19 protein-coding genes are annotated in these 20,427 nt (G+C 48.2%); 12 read left to right on the plus strand and 7 right to left on the minus strand.

Annotation, left to right across the window (positions count from 1 at the left end):
* Positions 1–4: 4 nt before the first annotated feature.
* The 3 genes from DWZ61_RS10735 to DWZ61_RS10745 form a co-directional block, all read right to left on the minus strand.
* Entirely contained in the window at positions 5–1,069 is a 1,065-nt protein-coding gene (locus tag DWZ61_RS10735; protein ID WP_118538459.1) for an L-threonylcarbamoyladenylate synthase, read from the minus strand.
* A 68-nt stretch (positions 1,070–1,137) separates the two neighbouring features.
* A complete protein-coding gene (locus DWZ61_RS10740; RefSeq protein WP_147354712.1) occupies positions 1,138–2,922 on the minus strand; it encodes a DUF6020 family protein in 1,785 nt (594 codons plus the stop codon).
* 104 nt (positions 2,923–3,026) lie between these two features.
* Positions 3,027–3,755, minus strand: coding sequence for an N-acetylmuramoyl-L-alanine amidase (locus DWZ61_RS10745; RefSeq protein ID WP_118503667.1), 729 nt, complete (start codon positions 3,753–3,755; stop codon positions 3,027–3,029).
* A gap of 134 nt (positions 3,756–3,889) precedes the next feature.
* On the opposite strand from DWZ61_RS10745, the gene DWZ61_RS10750 reads away from it, so the two are divergent.
* Positions 3,890–4,753 (plus strand): class B sortase, encoded by an 864-nt coding sequence (locus tag DWZ61_RS10750; protein ID WP_118538463.1) that lies wholly within the window; start codon positions 3,890–3,892, stop codon positions 4,751–4,753.
* Positions 4,754–4,779: 26 nt separating this feature from the next.
* On the plus strand, positions 4,780–5,649 hold the full coding sequence (locus DWZ61_RS10755; protein ID WP_118538465.1) for a hypothetical protein: 870 nt from the start codon (positions 4,780–4,782) through the stop codon (positions 5,647–5,649).
* Between the two features lie 64 nt (positions 5,650–5,713).
* Here DWZ61_RS10755 and DWZ61_RS10760 read toward each other — a convergent pair whose 3' ends face one another.
* Positions 5,714–7,414, minus strand: coding sequence for a glycosyl hydrolase family 18 protein (locus tag DWZ61_RS10760; RefSeq protein ID WP_022312624.1), 1,701 nt, complete (start codon positions 7,412–7,414; stop codon positions 5,714–5,716).
* Positions 7,415–7,640: 226 nt separating this feature from the next.
* Complete coding sequence (locus DWZ61_RS10765) at positions 7,641–7,877, minus strand: hypothetical protein (protein WP_022312625.1); 237 nt, start codon at positions 7,875–7,877, stop codon at positions 7,641–7,643.
* Positions 7,878–8,510: 633 nt separating this feature from the next.
* On the opposite strand from DWZ61_RS10765, the gene DWZ61_RS10770 reads away from it, so the two are divergent.
* The 7 genes from DWZ61_RS10770 to DWZ61_RS10800 all read left to right on the plus strand — a co-directional run bounded on the left by DWZ61_RS10770 (position 8,511) and on the right by DWZ61_RS10800 (position 14,760).
* Positions 8,511–9,239 carry an adaptor protein MecA gene (locus DWZ61_RS10770; RefSeq protein ID WP_118538467.1) on the plus strand — a complete coding sequence of 243 codons (729 nt, stop codon included), beginning with the start codon at positions 8,511–8,513 and terminating at the stop codon, positions 9,237–9,239.
* A gap of 259 nt (positions 9,240–9,498) precedes the next feature.
* Complete coding sequence (locus DWZ61_RS10775; protein ID WP_118538469.1) at positions 9,499–10,047, plus strand: sigma-70 family RNA polymerase sigma factor; 549 nt, start codon at positions 9,499–9,501, stop codon at positions 10,045–10,047.
* Positions 10,034–10,399 carry a DUF4179 domain-containing protein gene (locus tag DWZ61_RS10780; RefSeq protein WP_118538503.1) on the plus strand — a complete coding sequence of 122 codons (366 nt, stop codon included), beginning with the start codon at positions 10,034–10,036 and terminating at the stop codon, positions 10,397–10,399. Before DWZ61_RS10775 ends, DWZ61_RS10780 begins: the two co-directional genes overlap by 14 nt.
* Positions 10,383–11,009: a histidine kinase gene (locus DWZ61_RS10785; protein ID WP_118538471.1), complete on the plus strand. Its 627-nt coding sequence runs from the start codon at positions 10,383–10,385 to the stop codon at positions 11,007–11,009. The genes DWZ61_RS10780 and DWZ61_RS10785 overlap by 17 nt, the downstream gene beginning before the upstream one ends.
* A complete protein-coding gene (locus DWZ61_RS10790; protein WP_118538473.1) occupies positions 11,006–11,635 on the plus strand; it encodes a PrsW family glutamic-type intramembrane protease in 630 nt (209 codons plus the stop codon). Before DWZ61_RS10785 ends, DWZ61_RS10790 begins: the two co-directional genes overlap by 4 nt.
* A gap of 162 nt (positions 11,636–11,797) precedes the next feature.
* Positions 11,798–12,151, plus strand: a complete 354-nt coding sequence (locus tag DWZ61_RS10795) for a hypothetical protein (RefSeq protein ID WP_118538475.1) — start codon at positions 11,798–11,800, stop codon at positions 12,149–12,151.
* A complete protein-coding gene (locus DWZ61_RS10800; protein ID WP_182427053.1) occupies positions 12,148–14,760 on the plus strand; it encodes a LysM peptidoglycan-binding domain-containing protein in 2,613 nt (870 codons plus the stop codon). The genes DWZ61_RS10795 and DWZ61_RS10800 overlap by 4 nt, the downstream gene beginning before the upstream one ends.
* Before the next feature lie 253 nt (positions 14,761–15,013).
* On the opposite strand, the gene DWZ61_RS10805 is transcribed toward DWZ61_RS10800, so the two are convergent.
* Positions 15,014–15,205: a DUF1858 domain-containing protein gene (locus DWZ61_RS10805; RefSeq protein WP_118538479.1), complete on the minus strand. Its 192-nt coding sequence runs from the start codon at positions 15,203–15,205 to the stop codon at positions 15,014–15,016.
* Positions 15,206–15,547: 342 nt separating this feature from the next.
* Here DWZ61_RS10805 and pflB point away from each other — a divergent pair, with 342 nt between their 5' ends.
* The 3 genes from pflB (at position 15,548) to DWZ61_RS10820 (ending at position 18,996) form a co-directional block, all read left to right on the plus strand.
* Positions 15,548–17,815, plus strand: coding sequence for a formate C-acetyltransferase (gene pflB / locus DWZ61_RS10810; protein ID WP_118538481.1), 2,268 nt, complete (start codon positions 15,548–15,550; stop codon positions 17,813–17,815).
* A gap of 136 nt (positions 17,816–17,951) precedes the next feature.
* Positions 17,952–18,689: a pyruvate formate-lyase-activating protein gene (gene pflA / locus DWZ61_RS10815; RefSeq protein WP_117465717.1), complete on the plus strand. Its 738-nt coding sequence runs from the start codon at positions 17,952–17,954 to the stop codon at positions 18,687–18,689.
* A 136-nt stretch (positions 18,690–18,825) separates the two neighbouring features.
* On the plus strand, positions 18,826–18,996 hold the full coding sequence (locus DWZ61_RS10820; protein ID WP_022154896.1) for a 4Fe-4S binding protein: 171 nt from the start codon (positions 18,826–18,828) through the stop codon (positions 18,994–18,996).
* Positions 18,997–19,080: 84 nt separating this feature from the next.
* On the opposite strand, the gene ltrA is transcribed toward DWZ61_RS10820, so the two are convergent.
* On the minus strand, positions 19,081–20,427 hold a 1,347-nt coding region (ltrA, locus tag DWZ61_RS10825; RefSeq protein ID WP_243026391.1), incomplete at its 5' end, for a group II intron reverse transcriptase/maturase.

Raw genomic sequence — 20,427 nt, forward strand, 5'->3', positions numbered from 1 at the left:
CTGTTTAAAGTTTTACTACTTTATGGCCCGCTGCTTTCAACAGCCGGTTCATAATGGCCTGTCCGAAGCCTTCCGTGGAAAATCCCTCGGAATAGATCTTTGTCACACCTTCATCATCGAATTCTCTCAGAATAGTGTACAGATGTCTGGCGATACTGTCCTCATCCTTACGGCTGCCGACACTTTTCACCACATCTGCTATATAACCGGACAGCATTTCTTCGGTTCCGATGATTCCGGTCTTCTCTCCTGCGGTATGGTCTGCTGCCGCAGCCCGGTTAATATACTCCCTTACCTGCCCCGGGGTTCCCTCTACGATGGTGAGTTCTCCCCTGGGTGCATAATGTCTGTACTTCATTCCGGGGGCCTTGGGTGCCTGTCCGCTGTCTGCCCGCAGGATCGTGGTGTCCGTATCCACTGTTCCCAGCACTGTGCTCAGTTTCTCCTGGGTAATGTATCCGGGCCGCAGGATCTGTGGCGGTGTCACCGTCAGGTCAATAATGGTGGATTCCAGACCAATCCCCACCTCACCGCCATCAATGATGGCATCGATCCGCCCCATCATATCTTCTTCGACATATTTTGCCACTGTGGGACTGGGCTTGCCGGAAGTATTGGCACTGGGCGCCGCAATATATCCCCCGCTGTATTTGATCAGCTTCTGTGCCGCCGGATGCGAGGGCATACGGATCGCTACCGTATCCAGACCACCTGTGGTCTCGTAAGGCACCGCGTCTGATTTCGGCAGGATCATGGTCAGGGGTCCCGGCCAGAAGGCATCCGCGATCTTCCGCGCCTCTTCCGGTACCTCCTTTGTAATCTTGTAAATGTCCTCAAACCGATAAATATGAACGATCAGTGGGTTGTCGGACGGTCTGCCCTTTGCCGCATATATTTTCTGGGAAGACGAAGGATTCAGTGCATCTCCCCCCAGCCCGTACACGGTCTCGGTAGGGAAAGCCACCAGTCCTCCCTGCTGCAGGATTGCTCCCGCCGCCCGGAGTTTCTCCTCATCTTCTTCGCTGACGGGGCCCTCTCCGGGACGAATCTTTATGATCTCAGTCTCCATGTTTTTACCTTCTGTGTTCTAAATTGCATTTGGATATAGTATATCATATCCCCAGTCAAATGGAAAGATTATTCCTCTCCGGTCTGCCGGGATGTTGTGTGTACAGAATAAACGGTCCATCCGACCAGCAGCGGAATCACCGCCACGGTCGGCAGTTCATAGCGGATTGCATTGGACATGGGGGCTGCCAGGCACACCAACACGTTTATAAAGCCGGGAACCAGCAGTATCAACGCACTGTATCTTTTCTTTTTCCACAGGAAAAATGCCAGCACTACCAGAATCCAGGTATACAATCCCGGAGTACACAGATACTTGATCAGCGGCAGCCGCATACTGAGGAACCAGATCTGCAGCAGAAACTCCGATGTCTGAATGGGAAATGTATGATGAATTCCCTGTTCCTGCGCATATTCCGGATACTCCAGCTGGATCCAGGCCTCTATGTTCTGTTCCACCGGTGCCAGATAGCCATAGCCCTTGTTGACAAATGCCGCCACATAGCATCCCGGATGCTTGAAAAACATCTGCACCCATATTTTCATGTAGGGCCCCAGGTCTCCGCCTCGATATAATATTTTAATGGGATCCGAAATCCGGGGTTCATAATTTTTCATAGCATCAAAGTTCAGGGTATCATTGATCACCTGTCTCTCATATTCCGTAACCTCATCTTCGTATTCGCAGACATATCTCGCCGTCTGCTGGAACGGTACGCTCAGCCCCTCGGAAGCTGCCGGTTTTCCCACATCGATCAACGCTCTGTATCCCACCACCGTGATCAGTTCATAGATCACCACAGTTGCCAGCAATACCAGGAATGCCTTCCTGCGTTCTTTGCCTTTCAGATAAATTGCCAGCAAAAGCAGTGCCGGAACAATCGCATAGATCCCGTTATTTCTAAGCAGGCAGGATAATACACTGAATACAATCAGTCCCGCCGCATCTTTCCCGCCACATTCCTTCTTTTTCAGTACCGACATCAGATATACTGCCTGTAACACCGTCATTTCCGCATACAGCAGATCTTTCTCAAACCATTGGGCATAGGTTCCCCAAAAAGGTGTCAAGGCGAAAAACAGGATTCCCACGGCACACCATTTCCAGGAAATTCCCAGTTCCTGCAGTTTTTTCATGCTGAGGGAAAAAGCATAGGCCCCTACCAGTGTCTGCAGCAGGCAATACAGGAAAAAGCCGAAATTGGCATCTGCAATGGTTCTTCCCAGCACAAAACAGATTCCCATGATTGCGGAGGAAAATGGCGGATGTGCCGCTCCCCAGTCCTGTTCACCCAGAAACTGTTTCAGTTGCACCAGACCGTCCCCACTGGTAGTTCCCGGATAATTTAGCAGGATCCAGAACAGCCAGCTGAAGGCTATTACAAAAAAGCCCACCATCTGTAGGTGCTTTTTGCCCTGCTCTGCGGGTAATTCCACATGCTCCAGCCCAAAATATACCAGGCGCAATACCAGATACAATAACACTGCAAACCCCAAAACACAGAACGTGGATAATAGTATCTGAAAAGAATTGCCCCACAGGAAAATGGCAGAATCATATTTCTTAAAGCTGATACATACTATAAGAAGGAATGACAGAATAACAGAAAGCACCAACGTTGCCACATCTGTCTTCGCCTCTCTTTTCTTCACTTCCTTAAGCATTACAAATACTGCCGCAGCCGTTAACAGATCTGTATAATCCAGCACCGTAAATGCTCCGCACAGTTTATTCAGCCCATTGACAAGATTCGAATCCACGTATCCTCCCAGGCAGACTTCAAATGTACATTGCAATGCCAGTGTCACGATCACGGTCAACAGAACATTTCTTATTTTTTGATATCGACTCATTTTCTCTCCCGTAACTTTATAAAATTCTGTCATAACATACAAATCCTATATTATCATAATAACACTGTGTATACAACTCGTGCCTTTATTTTGTATTTCCCGTTTCAATCCCTCTGTATCCCGTTAATGTACTGTAAAATTCCTTTGTGGATCGACCATGCCACTCTGTCCTGATAGGCCTCGTCACACAGTTTTCCCGCCTCTGCCGCATTGGACAGGAAGCCGCATTCCACAATGACGATGGTTCCTTTGGTTTTTTTCAAAAGATAATAGCTGTCGTTGGGCTTGATCTGCCGGTGGTTCTCCGGATCCAGATCCTGGACCAGCTGTGTCTGGATCAGCCCTGCCAGTTGTTCCCCTCCGCTGCTGCCATTATAATAGAAGACCTGCGCTCCGTGCACATACTCTTCCGGATAGCTGTTCTGATGGATGCTCACCGTGAGAACCGGATCCGTCTGCTCAATCTTTTCGATCCGGCGTTTCATATCCTGCACTTTCTTATTGGGAGCAGATGCATCATACAATCCATCCTCCGTCTCTCTGGTCAGCACCACCCGGATTCCGTCTGCCTCCAGATACTGTCTCAGTTTCTCTGTGATCCGGAGATTGATATCCTTCTCCGGTGCTCCGTTGATACCAATCTTCCCCGGGTCATCCCCGCCATGGCCGGCATCGATCACTACCGTCGGTATTCCGTCCGTGTCCGCATTATTCCCCTGCAAGGCATTCACGGCATTTACCGTTTCCACATATGCCGCCGTTTCCCTGCCAAGTATCGCCATAGACATAAGCAACAGGCATACCATCACCGCCCTTAACACTTTCTGTTCCATCCCTGTTCTCCGGTGTCTCTTTTATTCTATATGATTTTATATGCCTTTTTCTCTGGAAATATCTTCCGAAAATTAAGAAATCCTTTTGTTTTAAACTATTGCATCCCCTTACTACTTCAGCGTATAATATCATTATGAAAATAAGCAAAAAAACTCTTTCTATCATTTTATTTGTTCTGGCGGGAATTTGTGTTCTTGCTACAGTGATCCTGTTGGTAAAAGGGCGGATCGAAGACCGGCGTATGGAGGAAGCGCTGGATGAATTGCGCCCGACGCAGTCCGCGGAGACCACGCAGGCACCTTCCACAGTCGAAGGTGAGCCGACCGTTACCGTCTCCCCGGAACCGTCCACAGAAGAGACCCCGGCTTCCACCGAGGAGTTCGAACGAGTGGCCAACCCTTATGCCGACAGTTTTCTTGCCAACAAGGATATGGCGGCCTGGCTACAGATTCCGGGCACCAATATCGATTATCCGGTAATGTGGACTCCGGAAGATGAGACCTATTATCTCTACCGTGCTTTTGACGGCAGCGAAAATAAAAACGGCTGTCTGCTCCTTGACGATGAGAGCTGTGTAGATCCTCTGACCACGAATCTTATCATTCACGGTCACAATATGAAATCCGGTGCCATGTTCGGCAACCTGACCGATTACGAGAATCAGGATTTCTATAAGGAACACAAAAACATTATCCTCTATACCGAAGAGTGTCAGCGCAATTACGAGATCATTGCCGTCTTTCGCTCCCAGGTCTACCGGAAAACAGATCAGGTATTTAAGTTCTACAAATTTTTCCAGGCGGATACGCAGGAAGAATTTGATGACTTTTATAACAATATCAAGCAGTTATCCCAGTATGACACCGGTGTCACCGCAGAGTTCGGAGATCATTTTCTGACACTGTCCACCTGCGTATACCATGTAGAGCAGGGCCGGTTCGTAGTCGTTGCCAAAGAAGTGGAACCCGGTGATCACTACCTTCCCATACAGGAATAACTCACAGACAATCAGGAGGTTTTCTTATGAAGAGACTTAAAAAATTTGTCACACTGTTCACGCTGGCTGCCGTATGCTTTGCTATTCCCGGTCTGGGAAAGATCACTGTAAAGGCTGCGGAGCCCACCACCTATGTTCTGAACTATTCCGACAGCAGTTCCGAGTGGAGATACAAGGAAGCATCCAGCTGGTCCGCAGAAGTTCAGGACCGCGAGTTGTATTATCTGCAGCAGAATATCAAAGACGGTGACTATATTGTCATCGACAACGATGTGGAGAACAATGCCCTGGCCCTCAAGGTTTCTGTCCGTCTGGGCAACCTGACCTTCAAGAATACTGTTGGTGTTCCCGTAGTCTATGCCAACGGCTATGACAGTGTCTATTTCCTGAGCGGTACCTCCGGTGCTGTCAACGGTGATGTATCTCATGCCTATGTATATGGCGATGCCAAGGCAAATTTCAACAGCAATGTAGACACTCTGGAAATGATCGGCCTGACAGATGATAAATCCAATAATCTGCATGCCACCATCAACGGTGTCGGTACCGTCAATCATCTGATTGCCAAAGACAACCGTGACCAGAGCGTTTTCTATGAGGCCTACAGTTTCGCCGCAGGTAAGCTGGCCATTGAAGACGGATCCCTGAAGACCGAAGCAAAGTATTACAGCACCACCGCTCCCGCTGCTGCCGCAGAAGCAGCTCCTGCAGCTACCGAGCAGCCCACACAGACCACAGCTCCTGCACAGGCCACACAGAACAGTACTTCTTCCGAATATGACAACGTTCCAAAGACCGGTGAAAATTCTGCAATGTTCTGGCTTCTGGGTGCCGCAGTTGTATGCATGGCCGGAGGCTATACCATCCGCAGAAAGAACGTACAGGAAGCGGAATAAAGTTTTCGGCAGCAATAAAGCCCAGTCCCTTGCGGGACCGGGCTTTTACTATTTTATTCTGTTCCTACTGCAGATAGGCATTGATCAGTTCCCAGGCTGCCTGTGTTCCGTAACCCAGTCTCCATACCGCCACACCACCAATATTCTTGGTAGCCATCATGTTCAGCTTCACTGCGATGGATTCCGCATCTTCCAGCCAGATCTGATAGGTGGCATTTCCGGAGGTCCATTCTGCATAATTCTGACAGGTCTCCTCATCCCACTCTGCCGTCACACCGGCTCTGTTCATGAAGTCTGCCTCGTTGTTCATGGTAATATATTCATCCGTCACATCCGTGCCTTCGGTCTTCCACAGGATCGTGTAGAACGGAAGGGCATTGACTACCTTGTTTGCAGGCACCTCCTGCAATGTTCTGTCCAGACCGCCGGATACATAGCTGATGCTTGCCACGCTTCCGGGATCCTTGCTTCCGTGCCAGTGTTCGTCATATCCCATGATAATGACATAGTCTGCAACCTGTCCCTGGATATCCAGACGGTAATAATCATTGAAATTAAACGGTACATAGTTGGCAATGGACAATACCAGTCCCCTGTTGCGGCACTGAATGGAAAGTTCTCGTATAAATTCCACATAATGCGGTCCGCAGTCACTGCTCAGCTGCTCGAAGTCCACATTGATGCCGTCCAGTCCCAGGCTGACTGCTGCATCTGTCACATTCCGCACAAAGTTCTGCCGGCTGGTGGTGGAGGACAGCATATTCAGAGTACTGATGGCCGTTCCGGTCTCATTGGCGTAATTAAAATTATCCACCACGCCCCATACCTGTAAGCCCATATTGTGGGCCGTGGTTACATAATTCGCTGTTCCGAAGTTCCGGATACTTCCGTTCTCATCCGTCAGACTGAACCAGGTCGGTGCAATGACATTCATACCCTTCGTACCGGACACCATGGAGTACAGAGTGTCATTACCGCCTGCACCGCCGATAGAATGCCAGCCCAGGCAGATCTTGCTGTCAGAAGTCAGGGCAGTATATTCCGGCTCCTGATAATCCGTCACCGGAGTCTCGGTCTCTTCCGTAATATCTCCCAGACGCTTGTTCTCCACATATCCGATCACGGAATCCGCTGTCTTCACCTTGCTCCAGGTCTCCATCTGCTCCAGAATCTCCAGGGTATCTCCCTTCGCTGCCTGCGTGAGGATCGGGCTCTTCACACCGCCCCGCAGACGCACCGCCGTATCCTTTTTCAGCTGTGCCACCTGTCTGGTCCCCCATTCAGTGTAGACCTGCACATGTCTGTCATAACAATCATAGGAATAATTTGTGAACAGCTTCACATAATCCGCCGCCACATATACGGTATCCCCTTCCACGAAACTGATCACATATCCGGCATCCTGTGTGCCTTCTGTTGTCGTATAGGAAGTCTCGCCGAAAGTCGTACGGATCACTTCTGTCGGATTGGCGTACAACAACAGTTTTTCCGTCATATCCGCATAAAACACTTCGTTCATATATTTATGGACAGTTGCCAGATCAAAATAGCATACGTCATCTCTGATCAGTGCCTGTTCTTCTACCATTTCGTCCTGTAAAATAATGGCACTTCTGTCACTCTCTGACACCTGATAAAATTCGTTCCAGTCTGCCTCTTCTTTGCTGTAGGAATATTTATCCAACAGCACCTTTCCCAGTGCTCCGCCCGCGATCACAAGGATCAGCAGGATTGCTATGATCACCGGTAGTATTCTTTTCTTCATATGTGCTCCCATCCGCAGGCTGCCGCCTGCACCATTCTTGCCTTTTCTTCCGTTCCGTCTTCTATCGGCAGAACAGTTTTATTCTATCACAATTCCTCTATATAATACAAGGAACAATAGAGACAGATCCTGCACTGCGGGATACAGCCAGAGAGGCAATCCCGTTTTGCATCCCCGCAGCGCATTCTCTGTTTCAAAGTATTACCCGGGCAAGAGCTGACACCCTTTAACGCAGATCCACCTTATCCAGCCGGACCTGGCTGATTTTGCCCTGTTCTCCCAATATATAGTCTGCCATATACGGGCTTTCTTCTCTGACGGCATACGCTGCCGCCTGCGACGGTGAGACCTTTTCTCCGTCGACATACAATTCTGTGCCGTTTTTCTGAAGCTTTCGAAAATATTTTTCCACCTTTCTCCTGGGAAACTTCTTCCCGGGAGTCACAGCTTCCCGGTCCTCCACAGACACCTCCCGTCCGCAGCATATTTTACCAAAAGGATTCGTGAAACACTTTAAAATAACGCTGCTTTTTCCGCTAGTACATATAAGCGTAACTATTCAGAACACTATTCGCAATATAAATCATGTCAAATGTTCTTACGAATGCAAGCATTCGACGTACCTATTGACACGATTTGCGTGGCTCTGAATAGTTACTTATAAATGCCTCTGACAGTACTTGTAGTAATTTGTGTGAAAATGTTGGAATTATGTTCGTGAAAAATATCTGTTGAAATATTATGACCAGACACGTATATGCCTGTAAGACATCTCCATACTATATTTTACAGATCAGCATAACCTATCCTTCCCAAATACATTAACAGCCATCTGCATCATAAAATAAAAAAGGGGATGAACTGGAACGAATCGTTCCCTGGTAAATCAACAAGAAAAAATGGAAAACTGTCGACCTCCTCTCCGTACCGGAGTATCAGAGGCATCTATAGGTCGGATTATACACTGCAGCCTGTTATTTGACAAGATGTTTTATTAAATTTTTTTAAACTGTGAATAGCTTCTATTGACTAAAATATAGGGAAAGTATAAGCTATATACCATACCAATGCGAAAGCAGAAAGGAAGTGTTGTCGCATGAAAATAGAAAAAGTAAATGAAAATCAGATTCGCTGCACCCTGACCCGTGAGGATCTCGCCAGCCGCGAATTAAAAATAAGTGAACTTGCCTACGGCACAGAAAAAGCTAAATCTCTGTTCCGTGATATGATGCAGCAGGCCAATTTTGAATTTGGCTTCGAAGCAGAGGATATTCCCCTGATGATTGAAGCCATCCCTCTGAATGCGGATTGTATCGTACTGATCATTACCAAAGTGGAAGATCCGGAAGAACTGGACACCCGTTTTTCCCGCTTTGCACCTTCCGTTACGGAAGACAGTGATGATGACAGTGATGAGAGCACGGCAGACGAGGTTCTGGATCTGTTCCGCCGTATCCAGAGCGAAGACAATACCGCAAGCACTCCTGAAGCTCCTTCCGCGTCCGCTCCCGAGGAGAGTGACAGTGTACGCTCCCGCCTGTTCCGTATGGAATCTCTGAATCAGGTAATCAACGCTGCCGTCGTGGCTGCCGGTCATTATCATGGGTTCAGCACACTGTATCACGAGGAGGGCACCGACGGGTATTATCTGATCCTGACGCAGGGCGAAGAAGATCGCGAGGTCTTCGACCGTGTCTGCAATGTCATCTCTGAATACGGTATTCCCAAGCGTTCCACACCGGCAAGCCTTACTTTTCTTGAGGAACATTGTTCCACACTGATCGCCGAACATGCTTTACAGCGTCTTGCAAATACTTCAATGTGACGACAGATCATAACATTCAGGAGAGTTCCCACTCTGTGGGGACTTTCTTATTTTTATGGCTGTTTTATACCTGTCTCTCCCGGCGAAGATCTGCAGAAAAGAAGCCGGGAAACGCGTAACTTGAAAATATAATCTTATTCGCATATAATAAAATTTAATACATGAATTGCTCCGTTGCAATGTAGCTTACGCAATTCCATACACATTCGGAATTACAAAGGGTCAAAACGCCGGTTACAGTGGAAAGGATGTACACAATATGATTTCCGACGAAGAATTATACCGACAATATTTAAGCGGCGATGAAACAGGGCTGGAAGAATTGATAAGAAAATACGACAATCCACTGACCTTATACATCAACGGCTATCTGCATGACATTCACGAGGCGGAGGACCTGATGATAGAAGTATTTTCCTACCTGTTCGCCAAAAGGCCCCATATCCGGGATGGCGGATTCAGGGCTTACCTGTATAAAGCTGCGCGCCATTTAGCTTTGCGCCATAAAAGCATCCGGCGACATCACTTCTGTCTTGATGATCTGACCAAAGAGCCGGAAGGTGGGAAACTGGTGGATGAGGTGATCCGGACAAAAGAACGGAATCAGATCCTGCATTTATGCATGGGTGAACTGCATCCGGATTACAGAGAAGCTCTTTATCTGACCTATTTTGAGGGTATGAGTTACCGGCAGGTCGCTGAAGTTATGGGAAAAAGCGTGAAGCAGATCACTAATATAATGTACCGGGGAAAAGAGCGTCTGCGGGGATTATTGGAACGGGAGGGAATAACAAATGCGGAGTCATGAGGAACGGATCGCAGAAGTCCGACGAAGGATTACGGAAAAAGAACGACAAAAAAAACGAAAACAGCGGCGGATTGTTGCTATTTCCTGCATAGCGGCATGCCTTGCTGTGATCTTCGGGGCTTCCTTTGTCATGTCCGGGATTTCCAGACAAATGGTGCCGGGGATTTCCTCCGGATATGAAACGGCGGCAACGATCCTCGGCGGAGGTGCTGCACCTGAATATATCATAATAGGGCTGCTTTCATTTCTTCTCGGCGTATGCGTGACGATCCTGTGTTTTCGTGTCCATCTGCTGGACAAAGAAGATCAGGCAGAGCAGAGGGGGGACCGCGCCAATGGAATTGATCATTAATCTTTTGCAATTTTTCGTCACCCTGCTGGGCTTCTGTCTGAGCGGCATTCGTTATCTGAGGCATCGGACACTGTCATATTTTCTGCTGATTTGCTTTTATGGCTGTTTCGCACTGGGCTCCCTGTACTGGACATTATATCTGTTGTTGTTTTCCGAAACACCACGGATCTTTTATGTATCGGAATTCGGCTGGGTCTCCAGCGTTATTTTTCTCTGTCTCCTGCAATATGCTCTCTCCTCCCCGGAGGAAAGAAGCTTTTCCTGTCGGAAATCCCTGCTGGCTCCGCTGATCGGAGTTCCATTGTGCGCATTTTACTGTACCTTTGGTGACATTCTCTCCAACCTGCTCTGGTGCGGCATGATGATCCTTGTCTCCTATCGTTCCATCCACGGTCTTGTCTACGCAGAGACACAGACGGGAAAAGGACGGAACCTGCGGTATTTTCACATCGGAATCCTCTGCTATGTTGCGGTAGAATACGCTCTGTGGACCTCCGGCTGCTTCTGGCCGGGCGACTCTATCTTCAGTCCCTATTGCTGGTGTGATCTTCTGCTGACGTTCTGCCTTTTCGGACTGCTGCCTGCCACAGGAAAGGCGGTGCGGACATGACCTATATTGAAAATGTATTTATCTGTATGGCCTCACCCCTGTTGATCGCCGCCCTGTGCATGGGTAGGCGGCAGGCCAAATTCTTTCTGTGCTGTCTTGCAGGAATGGGGGCATGCCTGCTCTCCGCTTACATCAATACCTTCTTTGCCGCTCTTTACGCAGCAGATACGATTACCGCCACCGCAGAGATCGCACCTGTGGTAGAAGAAGTAATGAAACTCCTGCCGTTGCTCTTTTATCTTCTTGTATTTGAGCCTGAACCGATGCCGATAAAAAATGCTGCCATCATCGTTGCACTTTCCTTTGCCACCTTTGAGAATGTCTGCTATCTGATTCAAAACGGAGCCGGACATTTTTCCTTTATCTTTTTCCGGGGCATTGGAACGGGTGCCATGCACGTGATCTGTGGTGCCATCGTCGGCGGTGGGCTGGCGTATGTATGGCAGCGCACCTGGCTGAAGATCGCCGGAACCTGCGGTCTGCTCGGGGCAGCCATCACTTTTCATGCAATTTATAATCTTCTGATCGCCTATGGCGGTGCGATACAGTATATCGCATACATTTTGCCTGTGCTGATCCTGGCGGTGGGAAAACTGATTGTCCGCATGCCCCAGAGTCACAACTGAATCCTGTCTTTTGCGGAGCTGCTGTCGGCAGCTCCTGTTTTTTTCAACCTTTTTCAAAAAATTTGATTTTCAGGTGAGAGTTTTTTCGCTTTTTTGTACCTAATTAGATGAAGGGCATATGTATTTTATGACTTTACTTTCCGAAGGGAGGTTTTCAGCAATATGTATGATACAGAAAAGCGGGTCGAACTGGTGAAAAAACGGGTGCACGAAAAATATCGCCGGAAGAAGCGCCGCGGGATCTGCCGGCTGTCTGCCCTGTGCATGGCATTGTCTGCGTTCCTTGTGGGAACGGTGCACACAGCAGCCGGCCAGACGCAGATCACCGCCCGGGGAATGTACGGTTCTATCCTGCTGCATGAAGACGCCGGCGGTTATGTGCTGGTTGGGGTAATTTCTTTCTCCACAGCAGTCATGATCACTGTGCTGTGTATCAGACTCCGGGAAAGAGAACACCGCGGACAAGGCACGGGAAAAGGAAACGCATCACAACAATGGGAGGAAAAAAATTCATGAAAAAGCAAAAAATTCGGTTCTATGCGGCGCTGCTTTGCAGTTCCATGGTATTTTCTCTGGTCTCCACGCCGGTATCGGCAGCAGAAACCGGACAGCTGACGAATCCCCCTACATCCACAGAGGGTCCGGGTTCCCCGGAAAGCGCATCGGGAAATGAAGCTGCAGCGGTTCTGAACGGACTGTACGCAGCACTGCCGGTCACAAACGGTGTGAAGGAAGTGGCGACAGCGGAGGAACTGACGGCCGCACTGGAAAACAATGCGAATGACACAGTCAAACTGACGGCAGACATTACCATCGGCACCACGCTGACGGTTAGCCGTACTGTGACACTGGATTTAAACGGTAATGTACTGAAAATGACCGGCGGCTTCAGCGTAATCAAGGTAGAGTCGGGCGGCGATCTGACAATTGCGGACAGCACTCCCAACAAAGTACATAAATTTAACCCGAACTATACAGATATGTGGGGATGTGGCCTATGGAAACTGGACAAAGACACCGGCACGGAAATCGTCTCTGGTGGGGTTATTACGGGCGGTGGCGGTGATCTTACCCACAGTGATGGCGGCGGTGTGCTTGTTAATGTCGGCGGTAAACTGACCATGACCGGTGGCAGCATCGTCGGATGCTCGGCAGGTGGTCTCGGCGGCGGTGTACACCTTGCCTATGACTCTTCCATCGGCAAGAGCAGCACATTCACCATGACGGGCGGAAGTATTATCGGCTGCGCGGCAAAAAACGGCGGCGGTGTGTCTGTCTCCCCGGGGTGCACATTCACCATGGGTTCCGGCTCTGAGATCCGCAACTGCAACGCACAATCCGGGGGTGGCGGTGTGGACATCAGCGCCCTGTGGAATTCAAATATCATCGGCTGCTTTATCATGAACGGCGGAACAATCCGTACATGCACAGGATTATACGGCGGCGGTGTTTACAACTCTGGATCCTTTATTATGTCAGGCGGTACGATTAAAGCCAGCATCAGCACCACCACCCAGTATGCTTCAAGCGGCGGGGTGTGGAATGATAATCAGTTCACCATGACAAGGGGCACGATCGGTGATCCGGATAATAAAAAAGACCCAAGCCATGTATACAATACTTCCACTCAGAGAGTTACTCTTACTATGCGCGACAATGCAAAAATCTACACAAATGTAACAAACGTTGGCATCCTGAATGCTGACGGCGGCGAAATGTCCGGCACAATGACGAACGATACCAACAGGTACGGCACCGGCACGATCACCGGCAGTGAGGGTGCCGCCGGCAGCACTGAGTTCCATGGCAAAGTGACCAACACCGGCACCATCCGGAAGGGCACATTCAAGAATGAGGTCATAAATGAGAGCAGTGGTACCATTAACGGCGGCACATTCACCGGCGCGATTACGAACAATGATGGTACGGTTTTAGACGGTGATTTCAGCGGTGCCACCCTGAACGGTATGCTCGTGATCACTTTTGACCCAAACAATGGGGATCAGCCCAGCACACAGAAAGTGAATTGGAGTAAGGACGGAGCGGCACTCACCGCACCGGATCCCGTTCCCACCAATGAGGGGCATAGTATTGAAGGCTGGTATTATGATAACAACGGTACGGAAACAAAATGGAACTTTGACACGGATACAGTCAAATGCACTATGACCCTCAAGGCAAAATGGGAACTCTCCACCTATTCCGTAACGCTGCAGACAGACGGCGGTACGATTGCCAGCGGAAAAGAAGTAACCGGCTACACTTACGGCACCGGGGCAGTTCTTCCTACCACCAATGATATTACCCGCGAGGGATACCGCTTTGACGGCTGGTACGCAGACAGCAACTTTTCCGGTTCACCCGTCACAGAGATCACAGGTACCGATACGGGAAATAAAACGTTCTACGCAAAATGGACGCGAAACACGACTCCCATCATCTCCGGAAACACGATCAATTATATCGTGGAGCACTACAAGACGGACGGCAGCGGCTACACGCTGGCGGAAACAGAACATTCCGCAGGGAAGACAGGTGATACCGTCACAGCAACGCCGAAAACCTATGAAGGCTTTACCTACAATCCGGCAATCTCCACCGCCAGCGGAACGTTGAAGAAGATCAGCAGTCTGGAGGATATCGTGACTTTGAAGCTCTACTATGATGTGAATGCTGACACCGAACAGGAAAGTACTGACAGCGGCTCCGAGGAAAAGGCTGACCGTGAGAATCCCTCTCCTGTCGTGAAAAACACCACCTCCTATATGACCTATACCGTACAGGCGGGTGACACTCTCTGGGCAATTGCCAGAAAATACAACTGCTCCATAACCGGGATTGTGGCAGCCAACAGTGACCGGATCAAGAACCCGAACCGGATTCACGCCGGCTGGCAGCTTAAGATTCCCCAAAGCGGAGCGCCTATCACAGGCGGCACTCCCGATGCTGTCCTGCCTGAGAATAAGAAAAGCGGGATATACATCGTCAGACAGGGCGACACCCTCTGGGCAATCGCCAGAAAATGCGGCTGCTCCGTGGCTGAAATCGTTTCCCTGAACCGGGAACTGATCCGCAATCCTGCTCTGATTCATTCAGGCTGGGAACTGAAAGTACCACAGGATTAGCCTCCCCTAAAAGAATCTACCGTGCTAGTCATACTTCATAATATCGGATCAGATAATATCTAAGGGAAAAAGGCAAAAAAAGACGGCCAAAGGCCGATGATCTGAATTCCTTGAATTCTTTTGATTTCTCAAATCCGCGCAATCGACGGACACATTTCGATTGCGCGGAAATCTGAGCTATGAAATTCCATAAATACTTTGTTTCACCTGTGTGCCCCGGTCAGGCGATGTTTCCAAAACAGAAATACAAAAATTACATTTCCTCGATCACTTTCATAAGCTCATCTACATCAATGCCATGTACCATAGCTGCCTCTTCCAGGGTCTCTCCCTGTGAAGCAGGGCATCCCAGGCAATGCATTCCTGCATCGAGGAGTACGGGAGCTACTTCAGGATTGGCACGTAAGATCTCGCCAATGGTCATGTCTTTTGTTACTCCGGTCATATCGGTCTCCTTTCTGCCGTATAAGGCTTTTTTAGTATAATACTTTCCCCCATATTTTACAAGAATATTCTTAATACATCAGCTCTGACATAAAATACCGGATTTCTGACGAGGGTGCTTGCACATAGAGTCAGATAATCGGTATTTTATGGACAAAGCGCTTTTATGAATGAGGAAGCTTTGTTGCTGATGTACAAAACTCGGAACAATTCCTAAAAAGGTTGACACTTACCCTTGTCAGGTAGTACACTTTTATCGTAAAGAAACAGCTTGGGATACCAGCGCAACTGGTACTCTCAGTTGATAATATTAATTGTTTTTACCAGAAGGAGGTAAATTTTCATGGCAGAAGCATGGAGAGGTTTTAAAAAAGATGGCCACTGGGATGTAGACGTCAATGTACGTAACTTCATCCAGACCAACTACACTCCGTATGATGGAGATGAGAGCTTCCTGGAGGGACCTACCGAAGCAACTAATAAGCTTTGGGGCAGACTTCAGGAGTTACAGAAGGAAGAGCGTGAGCATAACGGCGTTCTGGAATGCGAAACAGAGGTCGTATCCAGTCTGACCGCTTATGGCCCTGGCTATATTGATGAATCTATGAAGGATCTGGAGCAGATCGTTGGTCTGCAGACAGACAAGCCTTTAAAGAGAGCATTCATGCCTTATGGTGGTATCAAGATGGCTCAGCAGGCTGCAAGCACCTATGGCTACGAAGTAAACGCTAAATATGACAAAATCTTCAACGAGTACCACAAGACTCACAACCAGGCAGTATTTGATGCTTATACCGATGAGATGAAGGTTGCTCGTCATACCCATATCGTTACCGGTCTTCCCGATACCTATGGTCGTGGACGTATCGTAGGTGACTACAGAAGAGTTGCTCTGTACGGTATCGATTTCCTGATCGAGCAGAAGAAGAAGGATAAGAAGAACTGCGGTACCGGCGTTATGACCGAGGAAATCATTCGTCTGAGAGAAGAGATCGCTGATCAGATCAAGGCTCTGCAGGGAATGAAGGAAATGGCTAAGATCTACGGTTACGATATTTCCGGTCCCGCTACCACCGCTAAGGAAGCTATCCAGTGGTTATACTTCGGTTACCTGGCAGCTATCAAGACCCAGAACGGTGCAGCTATGTCCGTTGGACGTATCTCTACTTTCCTGGACATCTATATTGAGAGAGACTTAAAGGAAGGCACCCTGACCGAGAAAGAAGCTCAGGAGCTGATCGACCATATGACCATGAAGTTCCGTATGGTTAAGTTCGCTCGTATTCCTTCTTACAACCAGCTGTTCTCCGGTGACCCCGTATGGGCTACTCTGGAAGTTGGTGGTATCGGCATGGACGGCCGTCATATGGTTACCAAGAACGACTATCGTTTCCTGCATACTCTGGAGAACATGGGACCCAGCCCCGAGCCGAACCTGACCGTTCTGTACTCCAGCGCTCTGCCTGATAACTTTAAGAAGTACGCAGCTAAGATTTCTGTGAATACTTCTTCCATCCAGTACGAGAACGATGACGTTATGAAGCCTATCTGGGGTGATGACTACAGCATCTGCTGCTGCGTATCCGCTACTCAGACCGGTAAGGAGATCCAGTTCTTCGGTGCTCGTGCTAACCTGGCTAAGTGCTTACTGTACGCTATCAACGGTGGTAAGGATGAGAAGCATCTGGACAAGGACGGCAAACATATGCAGTGTGGTCCTGAAATCGCTCCTATCACTTCCGAGTACCTTGATTTCGATGAAGTTATGCATAAATACGACATCATGCTTGACTGGTGTGCATCTCTGTATGTTAACATCCTGAACCTGATCCACTACATGCATGATAAATACTACTACGAAGCAGCTGAGATGGCTTTGATCGATACCGATGTAAGAAGAACCTTCGCAACCGGTATTGCAGGTCTGTCTCACGTAGCTGACTCCCTGTCCGCTATCAAGTATGCTAAGGTTAAGGTTATCCGTGATGACCAGGGTTGTGCTGTAGACTTCAAGATCGAAGGCGACTTCCCTAAGTACGGTAACGATGATCCCAGAGCTGATGAATTCGCTGTATGGCTGCTGAAGACCTTCATGGAGAAGATCAAGAAGAACCACACCTACAGAAATTCTGAGCCTACCACTTCCGTACTGACCATTACCTCTAACGTTGTATATGGTAAGGCTACCGGTGCTCTGCCCGATGGTAGAGCAGCTTACACACCGTTCGCTCCCGGTGCATCACCTTCCTACGGTGCTGAGAAGAGTGGTCTGCTGGCTTCTCTGAACTCTGTAGCTAAGCTGCCTTATGAGTATGCTCTGGATGGTATCTCCAATACCCAGACCATGGCTCCTTCCGCTCTTGGTCACAACCTTGACGAGCAGAAAGAAACTCTGGTACGTGTAATGGATGGTTACTTCGATCGTGGTGCTCATCACCTCAACGTTAACGTATTCGGTACCGAGAAGCTGTTAGATGCACAGGCTCATCCTGAGAAGCCTGAGTACGCTAACTTCACCATCCGTGTATCCGGTTATGCTGTTAAGTTCATCAGCCTGACCAAGGAGCAGCAGGATGACGTTATCGCAAGAACCTGCCATAAGAGTCTGTAATCCAGTCTTTACAGGTTTGTAAGATAATAGAATGTATAAGGGGCCGGGCAGTATTGTCCGGCTCCTTTTTGGTAAAACTATTCAGAGAACCACCACCCCTCAGCTGCCTGCACGGCAGAGAATGGAGATTATTACAATGATCAAAGGCAGAATTCACTCATTAGAATCCTTCGGCGCAGTAGACGGACCCGGAATCCGCTATCTTATTTTCCTCAAGGGCTGCAATATGCGTTGTCAATATTGTCACAACGTAGATACCTGGAATCCCGACACTGACAATCTGATGACAGCAGACGAGCTTCTGGATAAAGCAGAGCGTTTCCGCAGCTACTGGGGCAAAGAAGGCGGCATCACTGTCAGCGGCGGCGAAGCCTTATTACAGATCGATTTTCTGATCGATCTTTTCCGCAAGGCCCACGAGAGAGGCATCAATACCAATCTTGATACTTCCGGACAGCCTTTTACCAGAGAAGAGCCTTTCTTCTCCAAATTCAATGAATTACTGAAATATACTGATCTCGTCATGTTGGACATCAAACATATTGATGACGAAGAACACAAGAAGCTAACCGGCCATACCAACAAGAATATTCTAGACTGCGCAAGATACCTTTCCGAGCAGGGTATTCCCATGTGGATCCGTCATGTACTGGTGCCCGGAATTACTGACAATGACGAATATCTGAAAAAGACAAGAGAATTTATTGATACTCTGGATACCGTCATGAAAGTAGAAGTTCTTCCCTACCATACTCTGGGTGAGTACAAGTGGAAGGAACTGGGGATTCCTTACAAGCTTGAGGGTGTAGAACCGCCCACCGAAGAGAGGATCCAGAACGCGAAGAAGATTCTGGAGTTCAATAAATATAAATAAGCAACTGTAACTATTGATAAAAAATACTAAATAAGGCTTGTATTCAAAGCCCATTTATATTACAATACAAGTGGTTATATTGATAAATTTGTATCAAACAAGAGATTTGATACACGCAAAATAGGAGGAAAAGATTATGGCATTTGTTATTGGTGATGCTTGTGTAGCATGTGGAGCTTGTGAGGCACAGTGCCCCGTTGGCGCTATCAGCATGGGCGACGGAAAGTTTGAAATCGATGCAGATAAGTGCATCAGCTGCGGTTCCTGCGCAGGTCAGTGCCCTGTTGGTGCTATCGCAGAGGATTAATTCCTGATTCAGAATCGAGTAGGAGGCGGTGACTAACCGCCGTCCTCTCACACCACCGTGCGTACCGTTCGGTACACGGCGGTTTCAATAGTTGACGTGCACAGACTGATAGGCTGTGGCTAAATCGTAAAAGCCACTGTTTATCAGTCTTTCTTTATTCAGCGCCCAAATCACAGCTTTGTTATTACTGATATACCAATACTTTCTGCGACTGTTTGCTATTGTTGCCGCATAGTGTTCTGGAATTCCCAGCTTGACTAGATTCTTATATTTCGTTCTCGGTTTCTTCCACTGTTTCCATATACACATACGTATTCTGTGATAGAGCCATCCATTGATGTCATCTATGTTGTTCTTCATACTTGCAATTCCGTAGTAGTTAAGCCATCCCCTCGCATACACCTTGATTTTCTCAAGGCTTAGCTTGATTGACTGCCATCGTTTACGGGAAGATAACTCTTTCAGTCTAGACTTGAACTTCTTCCATGACTTCAGATGAACTCTGACATAAATGCCTTTTCCGTTCCTTCCCAATGCAAAGCCAAGGAATTTAAAATTTCGGATTGCAAACACGCTGACAGTACGGCTCTTTTCTCGGTTGACTGTAAGTTTCAGCCTCTCCTCAAGATATTTTGTACTGCTTTCCAAGAGTCTCTCTGATGCCCGCCTGCTCTTTGCAAGAAGCACGATGTCATCTGCATATCTTATGCATGGAACACCTCTTTTCAGGAATTCCTGGTCGAACTCATTGAGGTAGACATTTGCCAGCAATGGTGATAGGTTTCCACCTTGTGGTGAGCCTTCCTCTGTGTCAATGACCACTCCGTTTTCCATTACACCGCTCTTCAAATAGCGCTTTATCAACTGTACTACACGTTCATCTTTTACATTCTTCCGGAGAAGATTGATGAGAATTTCGTGATTAAGAGTATCGAAGTACTTTGACAAGTCAAGGACTACAGCAAATGTATAGCCTTGTTCTGCATACTCCTTAACCTTAAGTATTGCATCTTTTGCACTTCTGTTCGGACGATAGCCATAGCTACCATCTGCAAACAGCGGTTCATAGATTGGCACTAACTGTTGGGTTATTGCCTGTTGAAGTGTACGGTCTACCACTGTTGGTATGCCAAGCTTTCGCACACCACCATCTGGTTTGGGAATCGTGGCTCGTCTTACTGGAGATGGAGTATACTTTCCACGATAAATGCGGTCGGTTATCTCTTGTTGATGTTCCTTTAGATATGGAAGAGCCTCCTCAATGGTCATGCCATCAATTCCCGGTGCTCCCTTGTTTGCCTTAACTCTCTTATACGCTCTGTTAAAGTTGTCTTTATACAGTATCGCTTCCAAAAGTCTCGGCTGTGCACTGTCTCTTTCTTTCCATATCCGATTGAATGACCTGGACGCTTTCACATACCCTTCATGTTC

Origin of the sequence: Clostridium sp. AF34-10BH, assembly GCF_003478095.1 — a bacterium.
GTDB lineage: Bacteria > Bacillota > Clostridia > Lachnospirales > Lachnospiraceae > Acetatifactor > Acetatifactor acetigignens.